This is a genomic window from Methylobacterium sp. CM6247 (assembly GCF_054817925.1).
Genome location: NZ_JBTXKX010000003.1, coordinates 5207316 through 5233717 on the forward strand (window position 1 = coordinate 5207316; position 26402 = coordinate 5233717).

Here is a 26402-nt window from a genome sequence, read left to right on the forward strand (position 1 = left end):
TTCGGCAAGGGATACAGGGTTCATGCGGTTCGAGCGGCGTTACACCACGGCCGGGCAATCCCCCTACGCGACCATCGCCTTCCGCAAGGCGCTGAGCGAGATCCGCAACCCGGACGGATCCATCGTCTTTCGCCTCGACGGTATCTCGGTGCCGGAGAGCTGGAGCCAGGTCGCCAGCGATGTGCTGGCGCAGAAGTATTTCCGCAAGGCCGGCGTGCCGGCGCGTCTGAAGAAGGTCGAGGAGAACGACGTTCCTTCGTTCCTGTGGCGCTCCGTGGCCGATGAGGCCGCCCTGGCGGAACTGCCCGAGGCCGAGCGTTCGGGCTCCGAGATCTCCTCCACACAGGTGTTCGACCGCCTCGCCGGCTGCTGGACCTACTGGGGCTGGAAGGGCGGCTATTTCACTTCCGAGGAGGATGCCGCCGCCTTCCTCGACGAGCTGCGCTTCATGCTCGCCCGCCAGATGGTGGCGCCGAACTCGCCGCAATGGTTCAATACCGGTCTTCACTGGGCCTACGGCATCGACGGCCCGGCGCAGGGCCACCATTACGTCGATTACCGCACCGGCGAACTGGTGAAGTCGGCCTCGAGCTACGAGCACCCGCAGCCGCATGCCTGTTTCATCCAGGGCGTGCAGGACGACCTCGTGAACGAGGGCGGCATCATGGACCTGTGGGTCCGCGAGGCGCGCCTGTTCAAGTACGGCTCCGGTACCGGCTCGAACTTCTCGATGCTGCGCGGCGAGAACGAGAAGCTCGGTGGCGGAGGCAAGTCCTCGGGCCTGATGTCCTTCCTGAAGATCGGCGACCGGGCGGCCGGCGCGATCAAGTCCGGCGGCACCACGCGCCGCGCTGCCAAGATGGTCATCGTCGACATCGACCACCCGGATATCGAGCAGTACATCGACTGGAAGGTGAAGGAAGAGCAGAAGGTCGCCGCCCTGGTGACCGGCTCCAAGATCGTCTCGAAGCATCTCCAAGCGGTGATGAAGGCCTGCACCCAGTGCGAGGCCGAGGGTGACGCCTGTTTCGATCCCGAGCGTAACCCGGCGCTGAAGAAGGCCGTGAAGGCCGCCCGCAAGGAGATGGTGCCGGATGCCTACACCAAGCGGGTGATTCAGTTCGCCCGCCAGGGCTTCACCAAGATCGATTTCCCCGTCTACGACACCGACTGGGATTCGGAAGCCTATCTCACCGTCGCCGGTCAGAATTCGAACAATTCCGTCTCGCTCACCGACGACTTCCTTCGGGCGGTCGAGGCCGATGGCGACTGGAACCTTACCGCCCGCACCACCGGCAAGCCGGTGAAGACCCTTAAGGCGCGTGAACTGTGGGACAAGATCGGCGAGGCCGCCTGGGCCTCGGCCGATCCGGGCCTGCACTTCAACACCACGATGAACGACTGGCACACCTGCCCCTCGGCGGGCCGGATCCGCGCCTCGAACCCGTGCTCCGAGTACATGTTCCTCGACGACACGGCCTGTAACCTCGCCTCCGCCAACCTGCTGACGATGTATGACCGCGCCAGCGGCCAGTTCGATGTCGCCGCCTTTGAGCATCTCAACCGTCTCTGGACCGTGGTCCTCGAGATCTCGGTGATGATGGCGCAGTTCCCGTCGAAGGAGATCGCGGAGCTGTCCTACCGCTACCGCACCCTAGGCCTCGGCTTCGCCAATATCGGCGGCCTGCTGATGAGCATGGGCCTGCCCTACGATTCGCATCAGGGCCGGGCCCTCGCCGGGGCGCTGACCGCGATCATGACCGGCGTTGCCTACGCTACCTCCGCCGAGATGGCGGCCGAGCTCGGGCCGTTCCCCGGCTACGATGAGAACGCGGACGCCATGCTCAAGGTGATCCGCAACCATCGTCGTGCCGCTCACGGCGAGGCCGCGGGCTACGAGTTCCTCTCCATCGCCCCCGTTCCCCTCGACATCACCAACGTGCCCCAGGCCGATCTGGCCGAGCGTGCCAAGGTGGCGTGGGACCGGGCCCTGGCGCTCGGCGAAGAGCACGGCTACCGCAACGCCCAGGCCACCGTCATCGCGCCGACCGGCACGATCGGCCTCGTGATGGATTGCGACACGACCGGCATCGAGCCGGACTTCGCCCTGGTGAAGTTCAAGAAGCTCGCCGGCGGTGGCTACTTCAAGATCATCAACCGCGCCGTGCCGGATGCGCTTCGCTCCCTCGGCTACCGCGAATCCGAGATCGCCGAGATCGAGGCCTATGCGGTCGGCCATGGCTCGATGGGCCAGGCACCGGCCATCAACCCGGGCTCCCTGCGTGCGAAGGGGTTCACCGACGACAAGCTCGCCGCCATCGAGGCGGGCCTGAAATCGGCCTTCGACATCAAGTTCGTATTCAACCGTTGGACGCTCGGGGACGACTTCCTGACAAGTGTGCTGAAGGTTCCGACCGAGAAGCTGGCCGACCCTACCTTCGAGATCCTGCCCTTCCTCGGTTATTCGAAGAAGGACATCGAAGCCGCCAACACGCATATTTGCGGTGCGATGACCCTCGAAGGTGCGCCGTTCCTGAAGCAGGAGCATTACGCGGTCTTCGATTGTGCCAACCCGTGCGGCCGCATCGGCAAGCGCTACCTCTCGGTGGAAAGCCACATCCGCATGATGGCGGCGGCACAGCCCTTCATCTCGGGGGCGATCTCCAAAACCATCAACATGCCGAACGATGCCACGGTCGAGGATTGCAAGAGCGCCTACAAGCTGTCCTGGACGCTGGCCCTCAAGGCCAACGCCCTCTATCGCGACGGCTCGAAGCTGTCCCAGCCCCTGAACTCGGCGCTCATCGCCGATGAGGAAGAGGATGCGGAAGAGGCGATCGAGGCGCTGGTGGCCCAGCCGGCCAACGCCAAGGCGGCGCAGCTCGCCGAGAAGATCGTCGAGCGCGTGATCGAGCGGGTGGAGCGCATCCGGTCCCGCGAGAAACTGCCCGACCGGCGTAAGGGCTACACCCAGAAGGCCGTGGTTGGGGGCCATAAGGTCTACCTGCGCACCGGCGAATACGAGGACGGCCGCATCGGCGAGATCTTCATCGACATGCACAAGGAAGGCGCCGCCTTCCGCTCGCTGATGAACAACTTCGCCATCGCGATCTCGATCGGCTTGCAATACGGCGTGCCGATGGAGGAATATGTCGACGCCTTCACCTTCACTCGGTTCGAGCCCTCGGGCTTCGTGCAGGGCAACGACGCGATCAAGAACGCCACGTCGATCCTCGACTACGTGTTCCGCGAACTCGCCGTCTCCTATCTCGGCCGCATGGACCTCGCCCATGTCGACCCGTCCGAGATCGGCAACACGGTGATGGGCAAAGGCGAAGGCGAAGGCACCCGCAACGGCGACCGGCCGGACACGATGGCCTCGAGCGTCGTCTCGCGCGGGCTGCTGCGCGGCTCGGCCGACCGGCTCACCCTGATCCAGGGTGGCCCGGGCGGCGGCACGGTGGGCGTCGGATCCGGCACGGCCGGAACCAGCGCTCCGGCTGGAGGCGTCGTCCACGCCCTGCGGGGAGCGACGGCGCTGAAGGCCGAGCCGGAAGTGGCGGGCCAAGCCGAAAACCTCGTCACCGCCCTCCCCTTCGCCAAGGCTGAACGCACCGTGTCGGACCGCCGAGCCGAGGCCAAGATGAAGGGTTATGTCGGCGAATCCTGCCCGGAATGCGCGAACTTCACCCTCGTGCGCAACGGAACTTGCCTGAAATGCGATACGTGCGGGTCCACGACTGGATGCTCCTAACGTGTCGAGCAAAGATCATATTCTCTGGCACTCGTATTGTTGCAAGGTCTGAGATAAGATAGGCCTTCGTTGCCGGAAAAATTCCTGAAAACTCACTATAAAATAAGTAAAGGCCAGCCCCTCAGGAGGCTGGCCTTTTTGATTGGCATTTACGTTCTCAAGGTTCTCCGAGAGGACAGGATTTAAAGCAGGTGTGGTACCGTCGGCTCCGTGCATCGGCGGAGGGCTAACGAAGCGGCAATTTGCGAGCCGTCACGATCTAACGCTGCGTACGCCGTTCCGCATTGGGGCCGCATGGTTGTGAGCGCTCTCTTCATCCTTCGCCCGCATACAATGAGCGCGCGAAGCAGGTTCGATCGCCCGGGACGGCGCTGACGATCCGTGATCGCGGCGGGGGAAAGCAATGGGTCAGCTTGGCCGAAGAAATTTTCTTAGGGCTGCCGCAACGGCAAGTGGTCTCGCGCTCCCCTCGTTCCGCGCGCTCGCCGGCGAGCGCGCGACGCTCCCCTTCGCCAACGGGGAAAGGCCGCTGGTGGCTTACCCCGGTAAGCGACCATTGCTGCAGACGACGGCACGTCCGCCTCAGCTTGAAACTCCGTTCCAGGTTTTCGACGAGGGGGTGATCACGCCGAACGATGCGTTCTTCGTGCGTTATCACCTCGCCGATATCCCGACCTCCATCGATCCAGACCTGTTCCGGCTGGAGGTAAGCGGCCATGTCGACAGGCCGATCTTCCTCTCCTTGAAGGAACTGAAGAGCCTTCCCGTCATCGACCTCGTGGCCGTGAACCAATGCTCGGGGAACTCTCGGGGCTTCTTCTTGCCCCGTGTCGCCGGGGGGCAACTCGGCAATGGCGCCATGGGGAATGCCCGCTGGACCGGCGTCTCGCTCAAATCCGTGCTCGACAAAGCCGGGGTGAAGCAGGGCGCCGTGCAGGTGGCGTTCACCGGTCTCGACGGGCCGGTTCTGTCCGAGACGCCGCGTTACGCCAAGGCTCTCGCTATCGATCATGCCGAGGAGGGCGAGGTGATGCTGGCCTGGGCAATGAACGGAGAGGAGCTTCCCTGGCTGAACGGCTACCCGTTGAGGCTCGTGGTACCGGGTTTCTACGGCACCTACTGGATCAAGCACCTGAGCTCGATCACGGTGCTGGACACCCCCTTCGATGGGTTCTGGATGCAGAAGGCCTATCGCATCCCCGACAACGAGTGTGCCTGTGTCGAGCCGGGAGCCGCCTTGGGGAAGACGGTACCGATCCATCGGCTGCCCGTTCGCTCCTTCATCACCAACCTGACGGATGGTGCGACGGTTCGCGCGGGAACGGTAGCACTGCGCGGTATCGCCTTCGATGGAGGTTCCGGCATTACGGCCGTCGACATCTCGTTGGATGACGGGACGACATGGTCGGCAGCACGGCTCGGCCAAAATATTGGCCAATACTCGTTTCGGTCCTGGAGTTATGAGGCCGATCTCAAGTTGGGCTCGCACCTGGTTCGTGTCCGCGCCAAAGCCGGAGACGGGACGACGCAGCCGATGGAGCCGCGTTGGAATCCGGCGGGATATATGCGGAACGTCATCGAGACCACCCGACTTGAGGCGCTGTGAGGAGAAGCGAGATGAGACACCATCGTTTCGCGGCCGCCTTTGGATCGCTCGCCCTTCTCATCGGTGGAACGGCCTGGGCCGCACCGCGCAGTTATGACGTCCCGGAGCCAACAGCGGAGTTGCTGCCCGTTCAGGGTCACGAAGGCGGTTTCGAGGCGGCGCAAACCTATTGCACCATGTGTCACTCGGTGGATTACATCCTCACGCAGCCGCCCGGAAAAGGCGCCGCGTTTTGGAATGCCGAGGTCACAAAGATGGTGAAGGTCTTTCACGCACCGATCGAGGAAGCCGAAGCCAAAGCGATCGCCGCCTATCTCGCAGCCGCCTACTAACTGGCGGCCATCGATCTCAGTCTAGCGGATCGCCGTGACGAAAGCCGCGATCTGCGCCTGGGCAAGCGTCATCGTCTGATCGAAGGTCTGCTCGCTGAAATAGACCCGGCCCGCGGTGAGCGTAAGTGCCAGAGTCCAGAACACTGCGATAGCGGCATTGCGTGCGCGCCGATCACCCTGCATCGTGGAAGCGTTGCGGTCGTCGCTGACCGGTTCGCCATACGGATCGAAACTGGTGGAGCCGAAATTCGAACGAGCACTCATACGCGTTAAGATCGAGGTTTGGTTGCCATCGATCAATGGATGGGTCTTTTGAAGTTAGAGCCATATGGAGAGTGGTTTTCTCCTTTCTAAGCCCAAGGCAGAAGTTTGTTTTTGGAACGGCCTGCTGGCTGATCCCGGCAGGTGGAATGGGCGTGAAAACATCATCGAATACGGGTCTTCCCGCGGGTGAGACCACCACGCGCATGCGGCCGGCGCTGCTGCCCGGCCTGATGCTCTGCCTCGCCGTGACCGCTTCCGCCATGGCTATCCAGGCTTGGGAAGAGCGGGCCACCGGTCACCCCTATATAGAGGCATTAGTCATCGCGATCCTGTTCGGTATCGCCATCCGCACCGCATGGGTGCCGGGTGAACGCTTCCGAGCCGGGATCGCCTTCAGCGCGAAGCAACTGCTCGAAATCGCCGTGACGTTGCTAGGAGCTTCCATCAGCCTCGGTGCCATCGTTGCCTCTGGCCCGGCTCTGCTCACCGGCATCGTCGGAACGGTGTTTCTTGCGATCCTGGCGAGTTACGCGATCTGCCGGGGGCTCGGCCTGCCGGCCCGCATGGCGATCCTTGTCGCCTGCGGCAACGCCATCTGCGGGAACTCGGCTATCGCTGCCGTGGCACCGGTGATTGGGGCCGACAGCAAGGACGTCGCTGGCTCCATCGCATTCACCGCCGTGCTCGGCGTGCTGATGGTACTCGGGCTGCCCTTGTTCATTCCCCTCGCCGGCCTGTCAGACCACCAATTCGGTGTGCTCGCCGGCCTGACGGTTTATGCCGTGCCCCAAGTCCTGGCCGCTACGGTACCGGTTGGGCTCCTGAGCACCCAGGTCGGCACGCTGGTCAAGCTGGTTCGCGTCCTGATGCTCGGACCCGTCGTGGTGGCGTTCTCGCTTCTCGCCCACCGGTTGCCCCGGGAGAAAGGCCTACAAAGCGCGTCGCCCCGGAGACTGGGATTCACCAGACTCGTGCCCTGGTTCATCCTCGGATTCCTCGGGCTCGCCACCCTGCGCTCCCTCGGGCTGATCCCTGACGCTGCCTCCGGCCCGGTGCGGCAAGTGGCCGGTTTTCTCACGATCATGTCGATGGCTGCCCTTGGGCTCGGAGTCGATGTCCGGGTCCTGGCGCGCATGGGCGGCCGGGTCACCCTGGCCGTCACCGGCTCGCTCGCCGTCCTCCTCGCCATCAGCCTCATCCTCATCAGGGCCCTCGGCATCTCCTGATCGGCGCAAAGCCGATGAGCGGTAAGAATGCCGGACTGGTTCGCTGTGGTGGCGCCGGTGCCGACCGGCTACGGTCGGGCCTCTGCCGGTTCAGCGGCTCCGAATCCTCCTTAAGCAGTCGCCCGATGGTTCATACCGGCTACAATCCCGCCCTCGTCGCCCTGTCCGTCGCCATCGCGATCTTCGCGTCCTACACGGCTTTGGATCTTGGAGCTCGGGTACACAATGCAGCGCCTGGCCGCCGCATCGCGTGGATCGGAGGGGCGGCGCTGGCCATGGGTGGCGGCATCTGGTCGATGCATTTCATCGGCATGCTCGCCTTCGAGATGGGGATGCCCACCTCTTACGAGGCCGGTCTCACCGTGCTCTCGCTCGTCATCGCCATTGGCGCAACCGGCGGCGCCTTCGCCTGGGTCGGCCGACCGGGAGCGAAAGCGCAGGACATCCTTGTGAGCGGCACGCTGATGGGGATCGGCATCGCCGGCATGCACTTCATCGGCATGGCCGCCCTGCACATGCCCGGTAGCGTTACCTACAACTTGCTCCTCTCCGCCGTATCGGTGCTCATTGCCGTGACGGCAGCGACGGTCGGGCTCTGGCTCACGTTCCGAAATCACGGAGCGTGGCAAAAAATCATCGCTGCTTTCGTGATGGGGTTCGCCGTCTCCGGGATGCACTATACCGGCATGGCCGCCGCGACCTTCACGACAGGGGAAACCGGCGCGCATGCGAGCCACGTTACCGGTCTCGCTCCGAGCCAGCAGAACCTCGCCCTCTTCGTCGGGGCGGCGACCTTCCTCACTCTGTTCCTCGCCATGCTGGCCTCCTCCATCGACCAGCAGCGCGTCCAGCGTGAGTTGAGCAACAGCGAGGCGCGGTTCCGCGCGGCGATTCAGGCTGTGCGCGGCGTGCTCTGGACCAACGATGCCGAGGGCCGAATGGTCGGCGAACAGCCGGGATGGTCAGCGATCACCGGCCAATCCTTCGAGGAGTACCAGGGGTTCGGATGGGCCAACGCCGTGCATCCGGACGATTCTCGATCGTCCGTGGACGCCTGGAACGAAACGGTCCGGGAGAAGCGAACCTTCGTCCACGAGCATCGCGTCCGGGTGAGCGACGGGACGTGGCGGCATTTCGCGATCCGTGCCGTCCCGGTTCTGGCCCCCGATGGGTCAATTCGTGAATGGGTCGGCGTGCATACCGACATCACCGAGCAGCGCGAGGCGGAAGCGGAACTCCGAGAATCCAACGAGGAGATTCAGCGCTATGCCTACATCGTCAGCCACGACCTTCGCGCCCCCCTCGTGAACGTCATGGGTTTCACGAGCGAGCTCGACGCTACGCGTGAGGACATCCGTTCCGCCCTGAAGTCACATCCCGACGCGGAGAGGATCGACGCCGATCTTGGTGAGGCGCTCGGCTTCATCAGCGCCGCGGTGACGCGGATGGAAAGCCTGATCGCCGCGATCCTGAAACTGTCCCGCGAAGGGCGGCGAAGTTTCAGGCCAGAACCCCTCGACCTTCACGCGCTGCTTCAGCGCCTCGCCGATGCCCAGCGCCATCAGACCGACGCGGCCGGCGCGGAAGTCATCGTCGCGCGCGATCTGCCGAGGATCACGGCGGACCGACTCGCCCTCGAACAGATCTTCGGCAATCTGCTCGACAATGCGGTGAAGTATCTGGATCCCACTCGCGCCGGTCGAATCACGGTGACTGCCGCGGCCGTTGGGCCGCGAATTCGTATCGACGTCGCTGATAACGGCAGGGGAATTGCTGAACGTGACCATTCCCGCGTGTTCGAACTGTTCCGCCGCTCCGGAGCGCAGGATCGGCCGGGCGAAGGGATCGGTCTCGCCTATGTCAAAGCTTTGGTCCGGTCGCTGGGTGGACGGATCGACGTCGCCTCCAAGCTCGGTGAAGGCACCACCTTCAGCGTGACGCTGCCCCGCGGGAGCGCTACAGCTGTATACGAGGGTGTTCCGGCGACGTCCCTCGCAGCGGAATGAGGCGTGATCCGAACGTGAACCCCGTCAGTATCGTGATGATCGAGGATGACGAGGGTCATGCCCGGCTCATCGAGCGCAATATTCGCCGCGCGGGCGTCAACAACGAGATCATTCCGTTCCGGGACGGGACGTCAGCGCTCGCTTATCTGCTCGGACCGGACGGCACCGGAGAGGCCAGCGCCAAGCGCCCTCTCCTAATCCTGCTCGATCTCAATCTTCCCGATATGACCGGGATCGACATCCTGGAGAAGGTCAAGGCGAACCCGCATACGCGGCGCTCGCCCGTGGTCGTTCTCACGACGACGGACGACAGCCGCGAGGTCCAGCGTTGCTACGACCTCGGCGCGAACGTCTACATCACCAAGCCGGTGAATTATGAGGGCTTCTCGAACGCTATTCGTCAGCTCGGGTTGTTCTTTTCCGTGATGCAGGTGCCCGAGAACCCATGAAAATCCGCACCGCATGAGCGCTCCCCTCGCCCCGGAGCGCGGTCGCATCCTCTATGTCGACGACGATCCCGGCCTCGGGCGCCTCGTGCAGAAGGGCCTGAACGCACGCGGCTATATCGTGGAACTTGCCGCCACCGGCGACGAGGGTCTTGCGCGTCTGGGCCAGGGCGGCATCGATCTCGTTGCCCTCGATCATCACATGCCCGGCCAGACCGGTCTCGACGTACTCCCAGCCATCCGCGCCATGCCCTTCGCCCCGCCGGTAATTTATGTTACCGGGTCTGAGGATAGCCGCGTCGCGGTGGCCGCTCTGAAGGCCGGGGCCGTCGATTACGTCTGGAAAGACCTGCAGGGCCAGTTCCGCGAACTCCTCGGCGAAGCGATCGACACGGCTTTGCGCCAGGAGGCCATGAGGCGCGACAAGGAGCGGGCCGAGGCAGAGGTCCGTGAGGCCCGAGACCGCGCGGTCATGTTGCTGCGCGAGGTGAATCACCGGGTCGCCAATTCTCTCGCCCTCGTGGCGGCCTTGACGCATATGCAGACCAACGCCGTCTCCGATCCCGCTGCCAAAGCGGCCTTGCGCGAGATGCAGGCGCGGATCTCGGCCATCGCCGGCATTCATCGGCGGCTCTACACCTCCGATGATGTCGAGGCGGTGGAACTCGACGCCTATCTTTCGAGCCTCGTGGAGGAACTGCAGGGAGCGATGAAGGCAGCCGGGCGCGACCATGCCATTCGCCTCGTCGCGGAGCCGATCCGGCTTGCCACGGACAAGGCGGTCTCCGTCGGCGTCGTGGTCACCGAACTCGTGACGAACGCCTACAAATATGCGTATCCGCCGGAAGTCCCCGGCGAGATCCGTGTAGCGGTGGCGCGCGACGGGGCGGACGGTTTGAGCCTGACCGTCGAGGATGACGGGATCGGGTGGACGGGCGAAGGCCAGCCTCGCGGCACCGGTCTCGGCTCGCGCATCGTCAAGGCCATGGCCACCAACCTCCGTTCCGCCCTTATCTATCGAGAGAGCGGACCCGGAACCAAGGCGACGCTGCTGTTCCAGGGCTGAGCGGACGGCTGCTTTGCCAGCGAACCCAGCACTTCGCTTACCGAGTGGAATGCAGTATTTCCCGTGCCCTCCTCATCGGACATCCGGGCCGGATCATGAAACCTGTCGTCGTCGCCGTCGCCATCACCGGTTCCGTCCCGCGCAAGATCGACAATCCGGCCCTTCCGGTGACGGTCGCCGAGCAGATCGAATCGACGCGCCAGGCCTACGAGGCGGGTGCCGCCCTGGTGCACATCCATGTGCGCAACGACGACGAAACGCCCTCGTCCGATCCCGACCGTTTCGCCGCCGTGCAGGAGGGAATTCGCCGCCATTGCCCCGGTATGATCGTGCAGTTCTCCACTGGAGGACGCGGACGCGATCCAGCCAGCCGTGGCCTGTCGCTTCGCCACCGGCCGGATATGGCCTCGCTCTCCACCGGCTCGGTCAACTTTCCGACCATCGTCTATGAGAATCCGACGAGCCTCGTCACCGATCTCGCCCGTCAGATGCGGGCGCATGGTGTCCGGCCGGAAATCGAGATCTTCGATCTCTCACATCTTCATGGCGCCCGGCGGCTGGTGGATGAAGGGCTCATGGATGCCCGCCCCCACGTCCAATTCGTCATGGGAGTGAAGAATGCTCTGCCGGCCGACGAGCGCCTGCTCGATCTGCTCCTGGGCGAACTGAAGCAGGTACTGCCCGAGGCGACCTGGACCGCTGCCGGCATCGGACGCCATCAGGCCGAGGTCATGGACTGGGCACTTGCCCGTGGGGCGTTCTCGGTACGGACCGGATTGGAGGACAACATCCGGGTGAAGAAGCACCAACTGGCAGCGAGCAATGCCGAACTGGTCGGGCTGGCCGTGGAGTGCGTGCAGCGGCACGGTCGTACCGTGGCGACACCCGCCGAGGCTCGAGCCGCATTGGGGTTGGCAGCCTGAGCGCTGGCGGGACCGATTGGGGACAGGCTAAGAGCCGGACGAGGCGAGGCTCGTCCGGGTATAAGGGTCGGGTTCAGTTCACGCCGAGCAGTTCCACGTCGAAGATGAGCGTGGCGTTCGGCGGAATTAGCCCACCGGCACCGCGTGCGCCGTAGCCGAGGTCAGAGGGGATGATGAGCGTGCGCTTGCCGCCGACCTTCATCGTGGCGACACCCTGATCCCAACCACCGATCACCTGGCCGATACCGAGGGTGAAGCTGAAGGGCTGGCCACGGTCGCGCGAGGAGTCGAACTTCTTGCCCGGCTTACCGCCCTCATCGAGCCAGCCGGTATAATGGACGCTGACTTTCTTGCCGGTCTGCGGCGTAGGGCCGGTCCCAACGACTTCGTCGCGATATTGCAGGCCCGAAGGCGTGGTCACGGTCTCGGCGGATGCGGAAGCGGTCATGGCGATCAACAAAGCTCCGGTGAGGGCAAGAAGCGGACGACGCATGCGGATGGTTCCTGTCTGGCGTGCCGAACCGGCCGAGTAGCACGCCTGTGCCCGCCCGTCAGCGCCTGCCCAGGGCCCGTTTGACGCGGACCATGGCGCGCCGCTCCATCGAGATTAGGCGGATTCGCTGTTCGACCGTGATCATACGCGCGGCACCGCTAGGGGCGGCGACGATCTCGCAGATCGTCTCTCGATCAGGATAAAGATTCTCAAGGACCGAGCCGGCGAGCGTGGCCGAATCGAGCCGTTCGGCAAAGCCGGTGCCGTACAGAGCTTCGATGATCCGTGCCTCCAGCAGCAGGCCCGGAGCGCTGGAGCGCTCATTCTCTTCAAAGGTGGTCTTCAAGAGCGTGGCCGTACCGCTCGCTACGAGGGCAAGGCTGATCGAGAGCGGGCGACCATCCAACAGAAGGCTATCCGCCCGGACGCGGACCGGGCCATCGGCTCCGGTGAACAAGGCACGCGCGAAAGCCTCGTGCTGTGGGCGAGAAGCGAGCGCCGTCCCGGCCCTCCCCTTCCAGCCGGCCTTCTCCAGCCTGAGAAAGCCCGCGACGGCATCGTTCAGGCGGTCGCCGCCGGTGGCGATGTCATGGCTGAGTGTGCCTCGCTTCGACAGGTTGCGATGGCGACGGCTGAGATCCTTCATGCGCGATCGGTGCGGATGCTCGTCGAGGAAACCGGCATATGACCCGCGACGCTCGACGATCGGTCGCTCGAAACGGTTGGCGATGCCTCTCTTCCAGCCGGCGCGATCCATGGCCTCGAGCAATCCGCGACCGAGCTTCGTCTCGGTGGGAAGCAGGGGCCAGCGCCAGATCCGTCCCTCGGAGGCGAATTGGAGCCCTTTCACCAGCAGATCGAGGATGTCGGGCAGGTCGGGAGCATCCGCAACGAGAGGGCTCGTCTGGGTGATGAAGGGCGACAGGAAGGGACGGGCAATGCGCGTTCCGAGCCCGCTCACATCGCGTTTCCACGCGAAGGGCAACAGAGCCTCCAGCCCGAGCCGGCCTTGCACAACGACGAAGGCGAGGTCGGTGGAAGCCAACCCCGCCCTCCGATGAGCCGCCATGACATGGCGGCTGTAATGCGGGTGCGTGGTGAGCGCATTGGCCATGAGCGCATCCCAGGGATCGGGATCGGCAGCCAGTTCCGAATATGTGGCGAGCGAGACTGAGCGTCCGGAGCGTAGGTATTGTAAGTCCGTCTTCATGAGCCAAGCCGACCGGCGAATGGCAGGATCGTCGTGACGATACCGTGCACACGGAAAGCGGCCAAAGCCATTCCCAACCCGCGAAGCACGTTGGCTAGGGCCATCGCGATGGCCGCTCCCATGATTCCGAGGACCGGCACCAGAACCAGACAGAGCAGAGCGGCCAGGGCCAGCATCGCCAGGGTGATGCCAGCGCAGAGACGTTCACCGCCGATCATGGTGAGCAGGTCTTCGCCGGGTCCGAACAGGCTCGCTCCGACATTGCCCGCGACCAGCACGGCGAGAAGCGGATAGCTCGCTCCAAATTCCGGCCCGAACATCGCGAGCAGAAATGGGCCCGTCGTGACGATGAAGAGACCGACGATCACCGTGGCGGCGAAGGTAAGGCGGGCCTGGATGCGGACGAAGCGCGTCAGCTCGTCTGCATCCCCGGATGCGTGGATGGCGGCGAAACGCTGAGCGGTGGCCGCGGACGCGGCGTAATGCACGAAGGGGACGAATTGCTGGATCCGGGTCGCGACAAAATACAGGCCCACCGCCGCAGGTGGCATCAGCATGCCGAGGATGACCACGTCGATCATGCTGAACGCGGAATATGCGAGGTCGGCGGCCGCGATCGGAAGGCAGGCCCGGAGCCAGATCCGCCAGCGGTATCGCGGTTTCGCAGGGAGCAGACCGTCACGAAGGCGCAGGATCAGGAGCCATGCTTGGATCGCCAGGGCGATTCCAGTGGCGACTAGGGTGCAGGCGATGGCAACCCATGCCTGAGCCGGTGCCCCGATGGTGACGGCGCCCGCCATGATGACCATGATGAGCCCCTGGCGCAGGAGGTAGGGCGGCGCGATGGCGAGCACCGCCCAGTTCTGGCTTCGAGCGACGCCCTCCAGATAATCCTGCATCGTGAAGAGCGGCAGAACGAGTGCTGCGAGGAGCAAAGGCCCAGCATACGGCCCATCGAGGAGGATGCCCTGCATCCAGGCAATGGCGAGGCCGATGCCTGCAACTATAGACGCAGCGGCAATGGTCACCCATGCGCCCACGAGGAGGAACCCGCGCATATGGGCGGCATCGCCTCTCGCCTGATCGGCGGGCAGGAAACGGCAGGCACCTTGAGCGAAACCCAGTGTGGAGGAATGGCCGAGGATGGCGATCCACACCCATATCGATGCGAACACTCCGTATTCTGAGCGCCCCATGAGGCGCGCCATCATGACCTGTGCCCCGTAGGCGAAGATGGCGGCGGCAATGCGAATCGCGAAGACGTCGAGCGCCGCTCCCGCCGCGCCTGCGCGAAACGTCCTCAAGCGGCTGAAGGCCGCGCCGAGGGTCCAGCCCTCCGTCCCGTCCCACACTGACCCCACTCCACGCCCCGAACGCTCAGGCCGACCCTATCTGTTTCCGACACAAACTCCGTTACGCTTTCGGGCTTTGAGCGAAACCCGTCCCGGAATGGAGGCTGTAAAGGGCTCTTCTCTAGCTTCGCCCCGGAAGGTCGCCCGGCTTTCGATGACGGCCCACGTGTTCGCCTCGGCCTACAACACCGTCCGAACGAGACATTGCAGGATGGCCCTATAGATCGATGACCTACGGACCGACCGAGTATCCGCCGCGATCGCTATGGCAAGCTGATCAGGGTTGCTCTTGAAGCGAGGCACCACCGCTCCGGGGCGGTGAAGGCGGCTTCACCGCCGCATCCTTCGGCGGCGCGACGATGACCGACGGAGCAGTTGCGGTTCCGGTCGCAGACGGGTCGGGCTGGAGCAGCGAGAGGGTGATGGCTCGCGTAACATGCTCGGCCATGCAGCGCAGGCCAAGGTCGTTGAGACGGAACTGTCGTCCCAGCATATGTGCTTCACCCTTGTCGCTGCTCCCGGACAGGTAGCGCATCGCCTCGTAGCGCTGCACGAGCGGCACTCCCTCGCGCAATGCAACCTCCTGCACCTTCCGGACAATGCTGCTGTAATACTCGTCCTGGGCAAGCGAAGCCGTGTAGACTGGATTGACCAGCACCACGTCGATCTCGTGGGACTTGATCCACTGAACCGTCTCGTCGAGGGCGCTGGCGAAGGCGTCGAGATCGACCCGGGCGAGCGCGTCGTGGGTACCGACCTGCCAAACCACCAGGTCGGGCTCGACCTCGGCCACCATGCTGCGCAGGCGCTCCGCAGCGCCCGAGGCGATCTCGCCCTGCATGCCTCGGCTCTCGACCTCCACATCCACGTTGGGAAGCGAGCGCTCAAGGGCCGTTTCCAGCTTGACCGGATAGGTCGCCGAGGCCCCTGCCCCCGCCGAGGACGACCCGATGGCGAGAACCCGTACGGGCCGCTTCTCCTTGAGCGCGGCCTTCACCGAGCTTAACCGGGCCAAAGTATAGAGCTTCGATCCCGGCACCCGGCATTCGGGCGACAGGCTCACATCGACGGCCTCCGACGCTTCGCCACCGGGAGCCGGGGCCGCCGCAGTCGGGGGTGAGACGATCGTCGCGCTGCCTTCCGCTCCGGCGCGGGATGATCCGGAGATCGTCCCGAGGGAGGCAAGGCCGAGTGAGATCAGGAGAGCCGAGGTTTGCGCGAGCGCCATTCGACGAACCATGCAGTGAAGCCCAGAGCGAACAAACCGAATCCCATGGCGCCGACATCCACGAGAAGGCCGCCCCCCGTCCAGAACCGCACGAGCTGCGCGGCGAGGCTTAAGAGCGAGCCGATGGAGAAGACTGCCAGTGAATTACGACCAAGTCCCGCCAAATATCGACCGATCGCACCGATGTGTGGGACGATGAGCGCGTAGACGCCTTGAAAGGCGAGCAACACGCCGATGAAATGGATCAGTCGCGCCGGCGAAAGATACGTTTTGTCGAAGGAGAAGACGAGACGAGGATCGGGAACGAGCAGCGGGTCTGGCCGGAGGTCGAACACGGACAGGACAATTCCGAGCACGACGATGACGACGCCGAGGGGCATCAGCCGCTGAGACCAGCGCCGGAGCGTGCCGGATCGCTGGTTCAGGTCCTGGCCAACGAAGCCGAGCACCAGGAGAAGCTGCCAGCACAGGGGATCGAAGAACCAATCCCCCTCGCCCGGCCAGGACGGCAGGTTCCATTCGAAGACGAGGCTTGCCGAGTAGAGACCAAAGGACAGGCCGAGCGCCGCGATACGGCTCACCCGGGCGATGAGTATAAAAATTGGAGCAATGCCCAACAGCACTACGTAGAGCGGCAGGATATTGAAGAAGCCGAGCTGATGCGTGAGCGCGACGAAACCGATCGTGGTCTGGATCGGGTCGGCGAAGAAGCCTCCGGCATTGTGCCATTCGAGAAGGAGCGGATTGTCGAGGATCAGAGCCGTCCCGGCAATCATGGCCAGGGCGATCGCCATAGTGGTGATCTGTGCACGGTAGACTTCGATCGTGCGCGACAGGAGCCTCAGCACGCTTTTCAGACGCGGTTCCGGCTGGCCGTCACGCCCGCGCGTGGCGATCCCGATCGACCATCCGGCCAGGAAGACGAACAGTTCCGCGGCATCCGAGATGCCGTACTGCGAATAGGTGTAACGTTCGAATGTGTTGCCCGGGATGTGGTTGACGTAGATCGTCACGAGGGCGAGGCCACGCCAGAAGTCGATCGCGTTCGGTTCGCGCATTATGGGATCCGAACTCCGGACTATCAGGTTGTGGGAGGAGCGCGAGGCGGTAGCGGCTGCCGCATCGCAGCGCGGCGGCACGGTCTGATAAGGCGACGCACGACAATCTGCAAAGCCTGTTATTCCCGCCATCTCGAATGGCATCGGCTCCTGGTGTGGCCGATTTATCGAGGACAGACCCGCCGGGGAAATTTATGTTGAACCGTTGCCGTATCTACCGGACATGATGATGCCATCCAGTGACGCCCCCGACGCCCAACCGATCCCCACGGGAGTGCCGGGGTTCGATGGCATCCTTTCGGGAGGTTACGCGGCCCGCCGTGCGCATCTCGTGGAGGGTCGGCCGGGAAGTGGCAAGACGACCCTCGGCCTCCAGTTCCTCATCGACGGCGTGGCGCAGGGGGAGACCTGCCTCTACATCACCCTGTCGGAAAGCCGGCGGGAGTTGCTCTCCGTGGCGGGACGCCATGGCTGGTCCCTGGACGGGATCGAGATCTACGAGCTCGTGCCGCCGGAGCTGAGCCTCGATCTGAAGCAGCAGCAGAGCCTCGTCCATTCGTCCGACCTCGAACTGGGCGAGACCGTCCGCATGGCCCTGGGCGAGATGGAGCGGGTGAAACCGAGCCGCGTCGTCTTCGATAGCCTGTCGGAGATCCGGCTGCTCTCGCAAGGATCGCTGCGCTACCGCCGTCAGGTTCTGGCGCTCAAGAGCTACTTTCTTCTCAACGACATCACGGTGCTGATGCTCGACGATCTCAGCGCCGAGCATGACGATCTGAACCTACACTCCATCAGCCACGCGGTGATCCGGCTCGAACAGGTGACCCCGCCTTACGGCGCGGTTCGGCGGCGCATCCACGTCATCAAGATGCGCGGAACCGAGTATCAAGGCGGCTACCACGATTTCGTCATTAGGAAGGGCGGCATCCGCGTGCATCCGCGCTTGGTGGCGAGCGAACACCATCGCAGCTTCGTCATCGATTCGGTGGCGAGCGGCGTTCCCGAACTCGACCGGGTTCTCGGCGGTGGCCTCGATCGCGGGACGGCGAGCCTCGTGATCGGGCCATCGGGGGCCGGGAAATCGACGCTCGCCGTGAGCTACCTCGTCGCGGCCCTGAAACGCGGGGAACGAGGGCTGATCATCAGCTTCGATGAAACGCGCAACATCCTGCTGCAGCGCGCCCAGAGCGTGGGAATGCCTCTGGGGGCTTTTGTCGAAGCCGGAATGCTGCAGATCGAGCAGATCGACCCAGCCGACGTCTCGCCCGGCGACTTCTCCGGCCGCATCCGCGACGCTGTAGAGCGAGATGGAACGCGGATCGTCATCATCGATAGTCTGACCGGCTATCTCAGCGCCATGTCGGGTCAGCCGTACCTGGTCATGCAGATGCACGAACTGGTCACCTACCTGAACCAACAGGGGGTCGTGACGATTCTGATCCTGGCCCAGCATGGCATGGTCGGAAAGATGGAATCGCCCGTGGACCTGACCTATGTCAGCGACACCGTGATCATGCTCCGCTTCTTCGAAGCCGCCGGCCGGGTCCGTAGGGCTCTGTCCGTCCTGAAGAAGCGGACAGGCGCACATGAGGATACGATCCGCGAGTTCAAGATCGATGCAGGCGGATTGCGGGTGGGCGAACCGCTGGAGCGGTTCCGCGGTGTTCTCACGGGCGTTCCGACCTATGACGGCGACCGGGATCATCTGCTCGCGGAACGGATCCGGACGGATGGAACGATCGTGAGCGAGCCCGGCCGCGATGCCGCATCCTGAACCGGTTGTCCTGATCCTCGCTCCGCTCGGACGGGATGCGATGGTGGCGGCGACGATCCTGGCGGAAGTCGGAATCGTGTCGAAGGCGATGTCGACCTTGGACGATCTCGTGGCCCATCTGGACCACGCCGCCTGCGCGGTGATGACCGAGGAAGCGCTTCTGCATTGGGACCGGCAGGAGATCGCTCGATGGGTCGAGCGGCAACCGCCATGGTCGGACTTTCCCTTCGTGCTGCTCAGCTATCGCGGCGGCCCGCCGGATGTGAGGCTCACCGACCTACTCGGCAACGTCACGGTGCTGGAACGGCCGTTTCATCCGGCCGTGCTGGCGAATGCGGTTCGCTCGGCCCTTCGCGCGCGGCGGCGGCAACGCGAAGTGCAGGCGTATCTGGAAGAACGCCAACGGACGCACGAGCGCCAGGCTCTCCTGATCCGCGAGCTTCACCACCGCGTGAAAAACACGCTCGCCACGGTACAGGGGCTCCTCGGTGCCACGGCGCGTTCGACCAAGGATGTGGACACATTCTACCAGTCCTTCTCGGACCGGATCGTCTCGCTCGGCAAGACGCATAACCTGCTCACGGAGGATTACTGGCAGACGGCGCCCCTGCGCGAGCTTCTCCAGAACGAGCTCGGCCATTACAATGATGGGACAGCCAATCGGATCACGCTCGAAGGGCCCCCGGTCGAGCTGGCCGCAGATCTTGCCGTACCGACCGGTATGGCAATCCACGAACTGACCACCAATGCCACCAAGTACGGGGCGCTGTCGCTGCCGAGTGGGCGGGTCACGGTCAGCTGGAGCGTGGATCAACGCGATGCCGAGCGCGTCCTGGAACTCCGCTGGACTGAATCGGGCGGCCCCCTGGTCAAGGCGCCGGAACGCAAGGGCTTCGGCTCGACGCTGCTCCAGCGCGTGCTCGCACAGCAATGCAATGCCGATGTCGACATCACCTATGAGGCCGAGGGCCTGCACTTTCGCATGGTCGCGCCCTTGCCCGGAGACAGGTTGGTGCCGGCCTATTGATCCGACCGGTCAGGATTTGACGATCCGGTCGAGGCGACCGTTGACGAAGAAATACAGCTCCTTCGCTCCCGGCTCGCTGTAGAGCACCTGTACCTCCCGGCCTGAACGGCCTTCGCCGATCAACACGTCCGCCGCAGGCTTCGCCTTCAACCGGACGAGATCGCATTCGCCGATCCCAGGCTCGATCACGGTCGCGCTGGCTGCGGAGGTCTGGCTGCACGTCCCATCGGCGTTGAGCACCGGGCCCGTGACGGATGGCGACGGGAGCGGTGCGACGGCGACCTTCGCTGGTACCGCCGCCGGTGCCTCGCGCTCGCTCGTCGTACACGCGCCGACGATATTGAGACCCATGAGACAAGCGGCGAAGCCCAGCCGCGACGACATCCTCGTCACTTCACGTCCTTTGCAGCGCCCGACCGCGCCTTGAGCGATGCAGCGTATAGCTCGGCCGCATCCCTATGAAAGGCCGCACGCGAATCGGGCCGCGAATAGAACATATGGCCGCCGGGATACACAGTGAGGTCAATCCGCCTGTCCGTGCCGAAGGCCGGCAACTGGTCGATGAGGAGTTTCGACGTGAAGTACGGGGTCACGAGATCGGTGAAACCGTGGGCGACGAGGACGCGCAGGTTACCATCGAGCGCCATGACGCCGCGCAGGGCTCCAAGCGATTCCGGTGCCATGCGTCCGCCGCCCCAGCCCCACCCTCGGCTGACCGCACCGTTGAGGAGTTCGTAGCGAAGATCGGGCACGCGATAGTTCAGTTTCGTGCCGTAGAGTTCGAGCATGGCGCTGGTCAGCGGCGCCTGCATGGCTGTGAGCAGCGGGTCCTCGAAGCCCGAGAATGTGGCGGCCGGGTCCGGATCCCATCCGGTGATGCCGGTATCGTAGGCGCTGGCGACCCTCCCCTCCTCCTGGCCGATCTCGCGTTGGACGCTGTTCGAACTCAGGCGTCCGGCTTGGCGGCGGACGAAGTTCGGATCGAGACCCGTGATGGCTCCGACCCTTTCGCCGAGCCGGGCCAGCGCGGCTTGGTCGGACGGGCCCTTGAGCAGGTCGGTGAGATAGTCGCCGGTGGCATAGGCCTCGGTCTCTGCCAGAGCCTTCCGGCTCGGCGTGCCACCGGCTCGTTCGATGGCGGCGGCGGCAAAGGACGGTAACTTCGTCACGTGGCCCCAGGGGGTCGTGCGCGGCGATTGCAACCAGGCGAAATCGAGGACGGGTGACAGGAGAACCATGCCGGAGAGGCCGATGCCGATCTCCTCCTGCAGCTTTGCCGCGATGAGCGGCCCGCGGAAACCGCCATAGCTCTCGCCGACGAAGAACTTGGGTGCCGCGATCCGATCGTTCGTCCGCAGCCAGCGGGCGATGGCCGAGGACAGGACCGACGCATCCGAGTCGACGCTCCAGTAACGCTTGGCATCGCCGTCCGATGCGCGGCTGTATCCGGTCCCCACCGGGTCGAGGAAGACGAGATCGGTGAAATCGAGCCAAGTGCCGTCGTTGGGGACGAGGCTCACCGGCGTGGAGGGGCTGATGCTCGTGCCGTCGAGAGGAAGGCGCCAGGGGCCGATCGCGCCGATATTGAGATAGGCCGATGCCGCGCCGGGACCGCCGTTGACCGCGAAGGTGACGGGCCGGGTCGCTTCGCTCGTGTCCGCGAGACGATAGGCGATGAAGGCGATCTCTGCTTGGAGCTTTCCGCTCTCATCCACGAGGGGAAGGCTGCCCGCGGTGGCGGTAAAGCGAAGAAGGCGTCCATCCGGCAGGGTGACACTGTGCTCGGTGGTGACGTCGGAGGGAAGCTCGCGTCCCTCTGGGCCCCGTTCGGCGGCCCGCCGCTCCTGAGGCTTGTCGGCACCATGGGGTGACTGCGCCATGGCGGGCTGCCCGGCGACGAGGAGCATGGCGGACAAGACGAGTGCGAGACACCTGGTGCCGCCTGCCAGAATGGACCGAAGCCCCGTGGGGATTGTGCCCGGCTTGGCTACACCACCGGGCCGGCATGAATCCGCGACGGTCGAACCTCGGTTCATGCGATTCTCGCTACAATGATGGGCCAAGGCGCTCACGCTTTTTTCTGCCAGCGTCCGGATTCGTCTTGCTGCCAATAAGCGATGGCATGGCCCGCTTCCTTCGCCTGCTTCCACTGCGCCCGCGCACCGAGCAACGCGTCCTGATCATTACCGTCGAACAGGATGCAGATCCGCTGATAGTCCGACGCATCCGGTGGCAGTGGGGCGCCGTCCACGAGAAAGCGGATGGCGGCGGCGTTGGGATTACCATCCTGGAGCGTCAGGACGACGGGCTGGCTCGCCACTTGCGGATCGCGATCCGTCCCATGCGGCAGAAAGCTATCGTCGCGATAGGTCCAGAGGTGATCGTCGAGGGCTTGAAGCCGCTCCTCGCCCGATGCCTGGATTGCCGCGCGCCAGTTGCGCTCCAGAGATCGCTCCACGAGGTTCGGTAGAACAGTCTCGAGAGGCTGCTGCTGGAGATGATAGAAGAGGATTTCGGTCACGGGAACCAGGATAGGGTAAAGCCGCCGATTTGAAAGCGGCGGGTTGCCGCTCTCAACCAGGCTCGATGAAGTGAGGGACGAACAGGGCTGAATTACCGGTGATCGGTCCCGCGCTTTCGCGAACGCACAGCCCCGCCGGTTCGTCGCCTACGATCCAGGAGCCGATCACGGGGCGGCGGCCGTCGAAATCCGGCAATTCGGCAAGGGCCTGTCGCACGTAGCGCCCGCCGCCATAGGGTCCGTGATCCTGCGCCAGCACGGCACCGTCGCGCAGCATGAGGATATTCGCCCCCTCCCGTGAAACCAACGGCTTCTTGACGAAGGAGGTGCCCAATGACGCCTTGCGGGAATCGTTCTCGAAGAAGGTGGGCAACAGGTTGGGATGGTCGGGCTCTCTCGCATGGAGATGGGCCAGCAATCCCTTGTTCGAAAGGACGGCCTTCCAGGGTGGCTCGAGGAACCGGGTCGTCGTTGTGCCGAGCTCCTTTCCGAAAGCGTCGCTGAAGGCCCATTCCCAGGGATAGAGTTTGAACAGGCGCGGGATCGGCGCATGGACGCGATCGACGAAACGTCCGTCCTCGTCACGTCCGATGTCGGAGAGGTCGAGGAAGCGGGTCGCGAGCCCCGCTTGGCGCGCGCAATCTTCGAGATACGCCACCGTCCCCCTGTCCTCGGGCTCATCGGCATAAGCGGTGAAGGCCATCGCTCCGTCACCGCGAAGCGTGCGGAACCGGGCGATCAGCTTCTCGTGTAGGGAATTGAACTGGTCGGCTGTCTCGGGCAGCGAGCCGGTTCGCAGCCCTTCTTCCAGCCAGAGCCATTGAAACACCCCGGATTCGTAGAGGGCTGTGGGCGTGTCGGCATTGTATTCGAGGAGCTTTGCCGGCCCAGCGGATGCCCCTTCGTAGGAGAAATCCAGGCGTCCATAGAGGGAGGGGTCTCCCCGCCTCCAGCTCGCGCGGATCGCGTCCCAGGCATGGGAAGGAATGTCGAGCGAGGCCAGGATCCGCTCGTCCTCCACCGCATCGGCGACGAAAGCGAGGCACAGGGCGTGGATCTCGCTGCTCGGCGCTTCGAGATCGTCCTCGATCTCAGCCAGCTTGAAAGCGTAGGCGTGGCTCTCGGACCAATACGCTGCGCCATCGAAGGTGTGGAAGGTGAAACCATGCCGGCGCGCGGTCTCCCGCCAATCCGGTCGTTCGCCGATGGGCACGCGCCGCATCAGCCGCCGCTTCCATGGCTCGACCAGCCGTGCGACGAGAACGAACGACCCGTGCTTCCAAAGCCACCGTATGCGACCTTGCGCACTGCCGAAGACGCGACCCGCGCGCTGGAGGACGCACCGCCCGAAGACGTGGTGATCCGTCCGCCCCAACTCGTACAATAGCCAGCGCCACCCGAGTGGCCGGCGCTTCCGCTATGGGACGCTTCCGACTTCGGAGCATGATCGAAGATCGGTTGTGGCGGCAGGTTCTGATCGATCCGCCTGCCGATGACGTAGCCGGCCATCCTCGGGACGAAGCGTCCGGCAGCACTCGCAGCGACGCCGTCTCCGGGCAGGCAATGCGATGGGCCGTGATGCGCCTCGCAATCGGTCACCGTGGCGTAACGCGGTGCGACCTCGGGATAGGCGGCACGTGCCGTCAGGTACTCGCTCCGGCAATCCTCCTCCGTTCGCCTGTTTCCGGCGATACAGGCGTCTGCATTCGCATAGACGAGCACGGATTCTTCGTCCTGCGACGGATCGAGACGAGCAAGCCCGAAGGCGGCGGCGCCCGCACCCGCCAGCATGACGAGGGTCACCGTCTGCGAGCGCATGAGGCGCGGCGGCTTTACTGGTGTCGGAGTATCGGCCTCGGATGGCATCCTACTGAGGACCGCCTTCCGACGATCCGCTCCCTCACGGCACGATGCCGCACAGACCCGAATGTAGGATCGAGCTTGGCCGTTTGAAACCGGCGATGGGACATTTCCCCGAACGCCGGCTCAGTAGGTCATGGACGCCGCGTTGACGATACCCCCGGCCAGGGACGACGCGGCGAGCAGGATGGACGCGGCGATCTCACCAGCTTCGATACGACGCGACAGGTCCGGCAGGATCAGCCGCACGACGAAATAGACCAGGATCTGCACGATGAGGGCGACGAGGCCCCAGACGATGCAGTCGAGGATCGATTGAGCGTTATAGATCGCCACCGAGAGCGGCAGCGTATAGCCGATCAGGCTTCCGCCCAGCGCGATGGCGGCCGAGGCATTGTTGGCGCGGATCAGCGCGATCTCGCGATGGGACGTCGCCAACAGGTAGACCGCGAGATAGACCGCCACGAGGCCGAACGCCGCCGCCACATAGGCGATGAAGGCGGGCAGACCCGAGATCGAGACCATGGCGCCCGCCCCTCCCTCAGACCAGCCGGCTCTGCACGATGGCGGCAGAGATGAAGCTCTTGAACAGCGGATGTGGCTCGAACGGCCGCGACTTCAGTTCCGGGTGGAACTGCACGCCGATGAACCAGGGGTGGCCTGCATGTTCCACCGTCTCGGGAAGCAGACCGTCCGGTGAGAGACCCGAGAAGCGCAAGCCCTTGGCTTCCAGCCGCTCGCGATAGGCCATGTTGACCTCGTAGCGGTGCCGGTGACGCTCGGAAATCTCGGTGCCGCCGTAAATCTCGGCGATCTTGGTATCCGCACCGAGGGTGGCCTTGTAGGCACCGAGCCGCATGGTGCCGCCGAGATCGCCCTGTGCAGCGCGCCGCTCCAGTTCGTTGCCCTTGAGCCATTCGGTCAGCAGGCCGACCACGGGCTCGCCGGTCTCCCCGAATTCCGTGGAATTGGCGTCCTCGACCCCGGCCAGGGAGCGAGCTGCTTCGATCACGGCCATCTGCATGCCGAAACAGATGCCAAAATATGGGATCTTGCGCTCACGGGCATAGCGCGCCGCGCGAATCTTACCCTCTGCGCCGCGCTGTCCGAAGCCGCCGGGGACGAGAATGCCGTTGATACCTTCAAGGAACGGCGCCGGATCTTCACGCTCGAAGACCTCGGATTCGATCCATTCGATGTTCACCTTCACATTGTTGGCGATGCCGCCATGCGTCAGCGCCTCGGAGAGGGACTTATAGGCGTCCTTGAGGCCCGTATATTTGCCCACGATGGCGATGGAGACCTCGCCTTCGGGATTGCGCACGCGCTCGGAGATCGTCGTCCAGCGCACGAGATCCGGTTCGCCCTTCGGTTCGATTCCGAAATGCGCGAGCACCTCACGGTCGAGGCCGGCCTCGCGGTAGGACAGCGGCACGTCATAGATCGACGCCACGTCGCGCGCCTCGATGACGGCGGTCTCACGCACGTTGCAGAACAGACCGAGCTTGCGCCGCTCTTCCACCGGAATCGGACGGTCACAGCGGCAGAGCAGGATGTCCGGCTGGATACCGATGGAGCGGAGTTCCTTGACGGAATGCTGCGTCGGCTTGGTCTTCAATTCGCCTGCCGAGGGAATGTAGGGCAGCAGAGTCAGATGGACGAAGGCGACAGTGCCGCGCGGCAATTCCTGGCCGAGCTGGCGGATCGCCTCGAAAAACGGAAGGCCTTCGATGTCGCCCACCGTGCCGCCGATCTCGACGAGGACGAAATCGAATGCTTCGTTTCCATCGAGTACGAACGTCTTGATGGCGTTGGTGACGTGAGGGATGACCTGGATCGTCGCGCCGAGATAATCGCCGCGCCGCTCCTTGGTGATGATGTCGAGATAGATGCGACCGGTGGTGATGTTATCGGCCTTGGTCGCCGGAAGACCGGTGAAACGCTCGTAATGGCCGAGGTCGAGATCGGTCTCCGCACCGTCGTCGGTAACGAAGACCTCGCCGTGCTGCGTCGGGCTCATCGTGCCCGGATCCACGTTCAGGTAGGGGTCGAGCTTGCGCAGGCGGACCGTGTGGCCGCGCGCCTGCAGGAGAGCTGCGAGAGCCGCAGATGCGAGGCCCTTGCCGAGCGAGGAGACCACGCCGCCGGTGATGAATACGTACCGCGTCATGGGCTTCGGCTCATAAACAAGGGTGGATGATTCGACAAACTTCAAACGACCCCGCCGCTGGTGGCGGCAGGGCTGCATCGGTTCGG

23 protein-coding genes are annotated in these 26402 nt (G+C 64.3%); 10 read left to right on the top strand and 13 right to left on the bottom strand.

What is annotated here, in order from left to right:
* Positions 1-22: 22 nt before the first annotated feature.
* From ACYQOP_RS25700 to sorB, 3 genes are all read left to right on the top strand, one after another.
* Positions 23-3754 carry a vitamin B12-dependent ribonucleotide reductase gene (locus ACYQOP_RS25700; protein ID WP_461224934.1) on the top strand — a complete coding sequence of 1244 codons (3732 nt, stop codon included), beginning with the start codon at positions 23-25 and terminating at the stop codon, positions 3752-3754.
* 403 nt (positions 3755-4157) lie between these two features.
* Complete coding sequence (gene sorA, locus ACYQOP_RS25705) at positions 4158-5360, top strand: SorA family sulfite dehydrogenase catalytic subunit (RefSeq protein WP_461224936.1); 1203 nt, start codon at positions 4158-4160, stop codon at positions 5358-5360.
* Positions 5361-5371: 11 nt separating this feature from the next.
* The gene (sorB, locus tag ACYQOP_RS25710; protein ID WP_461224938.1) at positions 5372-5692 is read left to right on the top strand and encodes a SorB family sulfite dehydrogenase c-type cytochrome subunit; all 321 of its coding nucleotides are present in this window, start codon (positions 5372-5374) and stop codon (positions 5690-5692) included.
* Between the two features lie 21 nt (positions 5693-5713).
* Here the strand turns inward: sorB and ACYQOP_RS25715 are convergent, their stop codons facing one another.
* A complete protein-coding gene (locus ACYQOP_RS25715) occupies positions 5714-5956 on the bottom strand; it encodes a hypothetical protein (protein WP_461224940.1) in 243 nt (80 codons plus the stop codon).
* 146 nt (positions 5957-6102) lie between these two features.
* Here ACYQOP_RS25715 and ACYQOP_RS25720 point away from each other — a divergent pair, with 146 nt between their 5' ends.
* The 5 genes from ACYQOP_RS25720 (at position 6103) to ACYQOP_RS25740 (ending at position 11623) form a co-directional block, all read left to right on the top strand.
* Positions 6103-7182, top strand: coding sequence for a YeiH family protein (locus ACYQOP_RS25720; protein WP_461224942.1), 1080 nt, complete (start codon positions 6103-6105; stop codon positions 7180-7182).
* A gap of 125 nt (positions 7183-7307) precedes the next feature.
* On the top strand, positions 7308-9188 hold the full coding sequence (locus ACYQOP_RS25725; protein ID WP_461225490.1) for an MHYT domain-containing protein: 1881 nt from the start codon (positions 7308-7310) through the stop codon (positions 9186-9188).
* Between the two features lie 35 nt (positions 9189-9223).
* On the top strand, positions 9224-9637 hold the full coding sequence (locus ACYQOP_RS25730) for a response regulator (RefSeq protein WP_405030676.1): 414 nt from the start codon (positions 9224-9226) through the stop codon (positions 9635-9637).
* A 13-nt stretch (positions 9638-9650) separates the two neighbouring features.
* On the top strand, positions 9651-10700 hold the full coding sequence (locus ACYQOP_RS25735) for a response regulator (protein WP_461224944.1): 1050 nt from the start codon (positions 9651-9653) through the stop codon (positions 10698-10700).
* Between the two features lie 95 nt (positions 10701-10795).
* Positions 10796-11623 carry a beta-keto acid cleavage family enzyme gene (locus tag ACYQOP_RS25740; RefSeq protein ID WP_461224946.1) on the top strand — a complete coding sequence of 276 codons (828 nt, stop codon included), beginning with the start codon at positions 10796-10798 and terminating at the stop codon, positions 11621-11623.
* A gap of 73 nt (positions 11624-11696) precedes the next feature.
* On the opposite strand, the gene ACYQOP_RS25745 is transcribed toward ACYQOP_RS25740, so the two are convergent.
* The 5 genes from ACYQOP_RS25745 to ACYQOP_RS25765 all read right to left on the bottom strand — a co-directional run bounded on the left by ACYQOP_RS25745 (position 11697) and on the right by ACYQOP_RS25765 (position 16964).
* Positions 11697-12116, bottom strand: a complete 420-nt coding sequence (locus ACYQOP_RS25745) for an FKBP-type peptidyl-prolyl cis-trans isomerase (RefSeq protein ID WP_056427046.1) — start codon at positions 12114-12116, stop codon at positions 11697-11699.
* A 58-nt stretch (positions 12117-12174) separates the two neighbouring features.
* Positions 12175-13326, bottom strand: a complete 1152-nt coding sequence (locus ACYQOP_RS25750; RefSeq protein WP_461224948.1) for a GNAT family N-acetyltransferase — start codon at positions 13324-13326, stop codon at positions 12175-12177.
* Complete coding sequence (locus ACYQOP_RS25755) at positions 13323-14687, bottom strand: lipopolysaccharide biosynthesis protein (RefSeq protein WP_461224950.1); 1365 nt, start codon at positions 14685-14687, stop codon at positions 13323-13325. Before ACYQOP_RS25755 ends, ACYQOP_RS25750 begins: the two co-directional genes overlap by 4 nt.
* 268 nt (positions 14688-14955) lie before the next feature.
* On the bottom strand, positions 14956-15906 hold the full coding sequence (locus ACYQOP_RS25760; RefSeq protein ID WP_461224952.1) for an SGNH/GDSL hydrolase family protein: 951 nt from the start codon (positions 15904-15906) through the stop codon (positions 14956-14958).
* Positions 15876-16964 carry an OpgC family protein gene (locus tag ACYQOP_RS25765; RefSeq protein ID WP_461224954.1) on the bottom strand — a complete coding sequence of 363 codons (1089 nt, stop codon included), beginning with the start codon at positions 16962-16964 and terminating at the stop codon, positions 15876-15878. Before ACYQOP_RS25765 ends, ACYQOP_RS25760 begins: the two co-directional genes overlap by 31 nt.
* Before the next feature lie 223 nt (positions 16965-17187).
* On the opposite strand from ACYQOP_RS25765, the gene ACYQOP_RS25770 reads away from it, so the two are divergent.
* Together ACYQOP_RS25770 and ACYQOP_RS25775 are read left to right on the top strand one after the other, a co-directional pair.
* Positions 17188-18738: an ATPase domain-containing protein gene (locus ACYQOP_RS25770; RefSeq protein ID WP_461224956.1), complete on the top strand. Its 1551-nt coding sequence runs from the start codon at positions 17188-17190 to the stop codon at positions 18736-18738.
* Positions 18725-19765 carry a sensor histidine kinase gene (locus ACYQOP_RS25775; protein WP_461224958.1) on the top strand — a complete coding sequence of 347 codons (1041 nt, stop codon included), beginning with the start codon at positions 18725-18727 and terminating at the stop codon, positions 19763-19765. The genes ACYQOP_RS25770 and ACYQOP_RS25775 overlap by 14 nt, the downstream gene beginning before the upstream one ends.
* A 9-nt stretch (positions 19766-19774) precedes the next feature.
* On the opposite strand, the gene ACYQOP_RS25780 is transcribed toward ACYQOP_RS25775, so the two are convergent.
* The 7 genes from ACYQOP_RS25780 to ACYQOP_RS25810 form a co-directional block, all read right to left on the bottom strand.
* Positions 19775-20149: a hypothetical protein gene (locus ACYQOP_RS25780; RefSeq protein ID WP_461224960.1), complete on the bottom strand. Its 375-nt coding sequence runs from the start codon at positions 20147-20149 to the stop codon at positions 19775-19777.
* Positions 20150-20154: 5 nt separating this feature from the next.
* A complete protein-coding gene (locus tag ACYQOP_RS25785) occupies positions 20155-21672 on the bottom strand; it encodes a S10 family peptidase (RefSeq protein ID WP_461225493.1) in 1518 nt (505 codons plus the stop codon).
* Positions 21673-21833: 161 nt separating this feature from the next.
* Positions 21834-22286 (bottom strand): DNA polymerase III subunit chi, encoded by a 453-nt coding sequence (locus ACYQOP_RS25790; protein WP_461224962.1) that lies wholly within the window; start codon positions 22284-22286, stop codon positions 21834-21836.
* Positions 22287-22338: 52 nt separating this feature from the next.
* Positions 22339-23508 (bottom strand): glutathionylspermidine synthase family protein, encoded by a 1170-nt coding sequence (locus tag ACYQOP_RS25795; RefSeq protein ID WP_461224964.1) that lies wholly within the window; start codon positions 23506-23508, stop codon positions 22339-22341.
* Positions 23508-24152, bottom strand: coding sequence for a DUF1190 domain-containing protein (locus ACYQOP_RS25800; protein ID WP_461224966.1), 645 nt, complete (start codon positions 24150-24152; stop codon positions 23508-23510). The genes ACYQOP_RS25795 and ACYQOP_RS25800 overlap by 1 nt, the downstream gene beginning before the upstream one ends.
* Positions 24153-24272: 120 nt before the next feature.
* Positions 24273-24671 (bottom strand): DUF350 domain-containing protein, encoded by a 399-nt coding sequence (locus tag ACYQOP_RS25805; RefSeq protein WP_461224968.1) that lies wholly within the window; start codon positions 24669-24671, stop codon positions 24273-24275.
* Between the two features lie 16 nt (positions 24672-24687).
* Positions 24688-26316, bottom strand: a complete 1629-nt coding sequence (locus ACYQOP_RS25810; protein WP_461224970.1) for a CTP synthase — start codon at positions 26314-26316, stop codon at positions 24688-24690.
* Between the last annotated feature and the right edge of the window lie 86 nt (positions 26317-26402).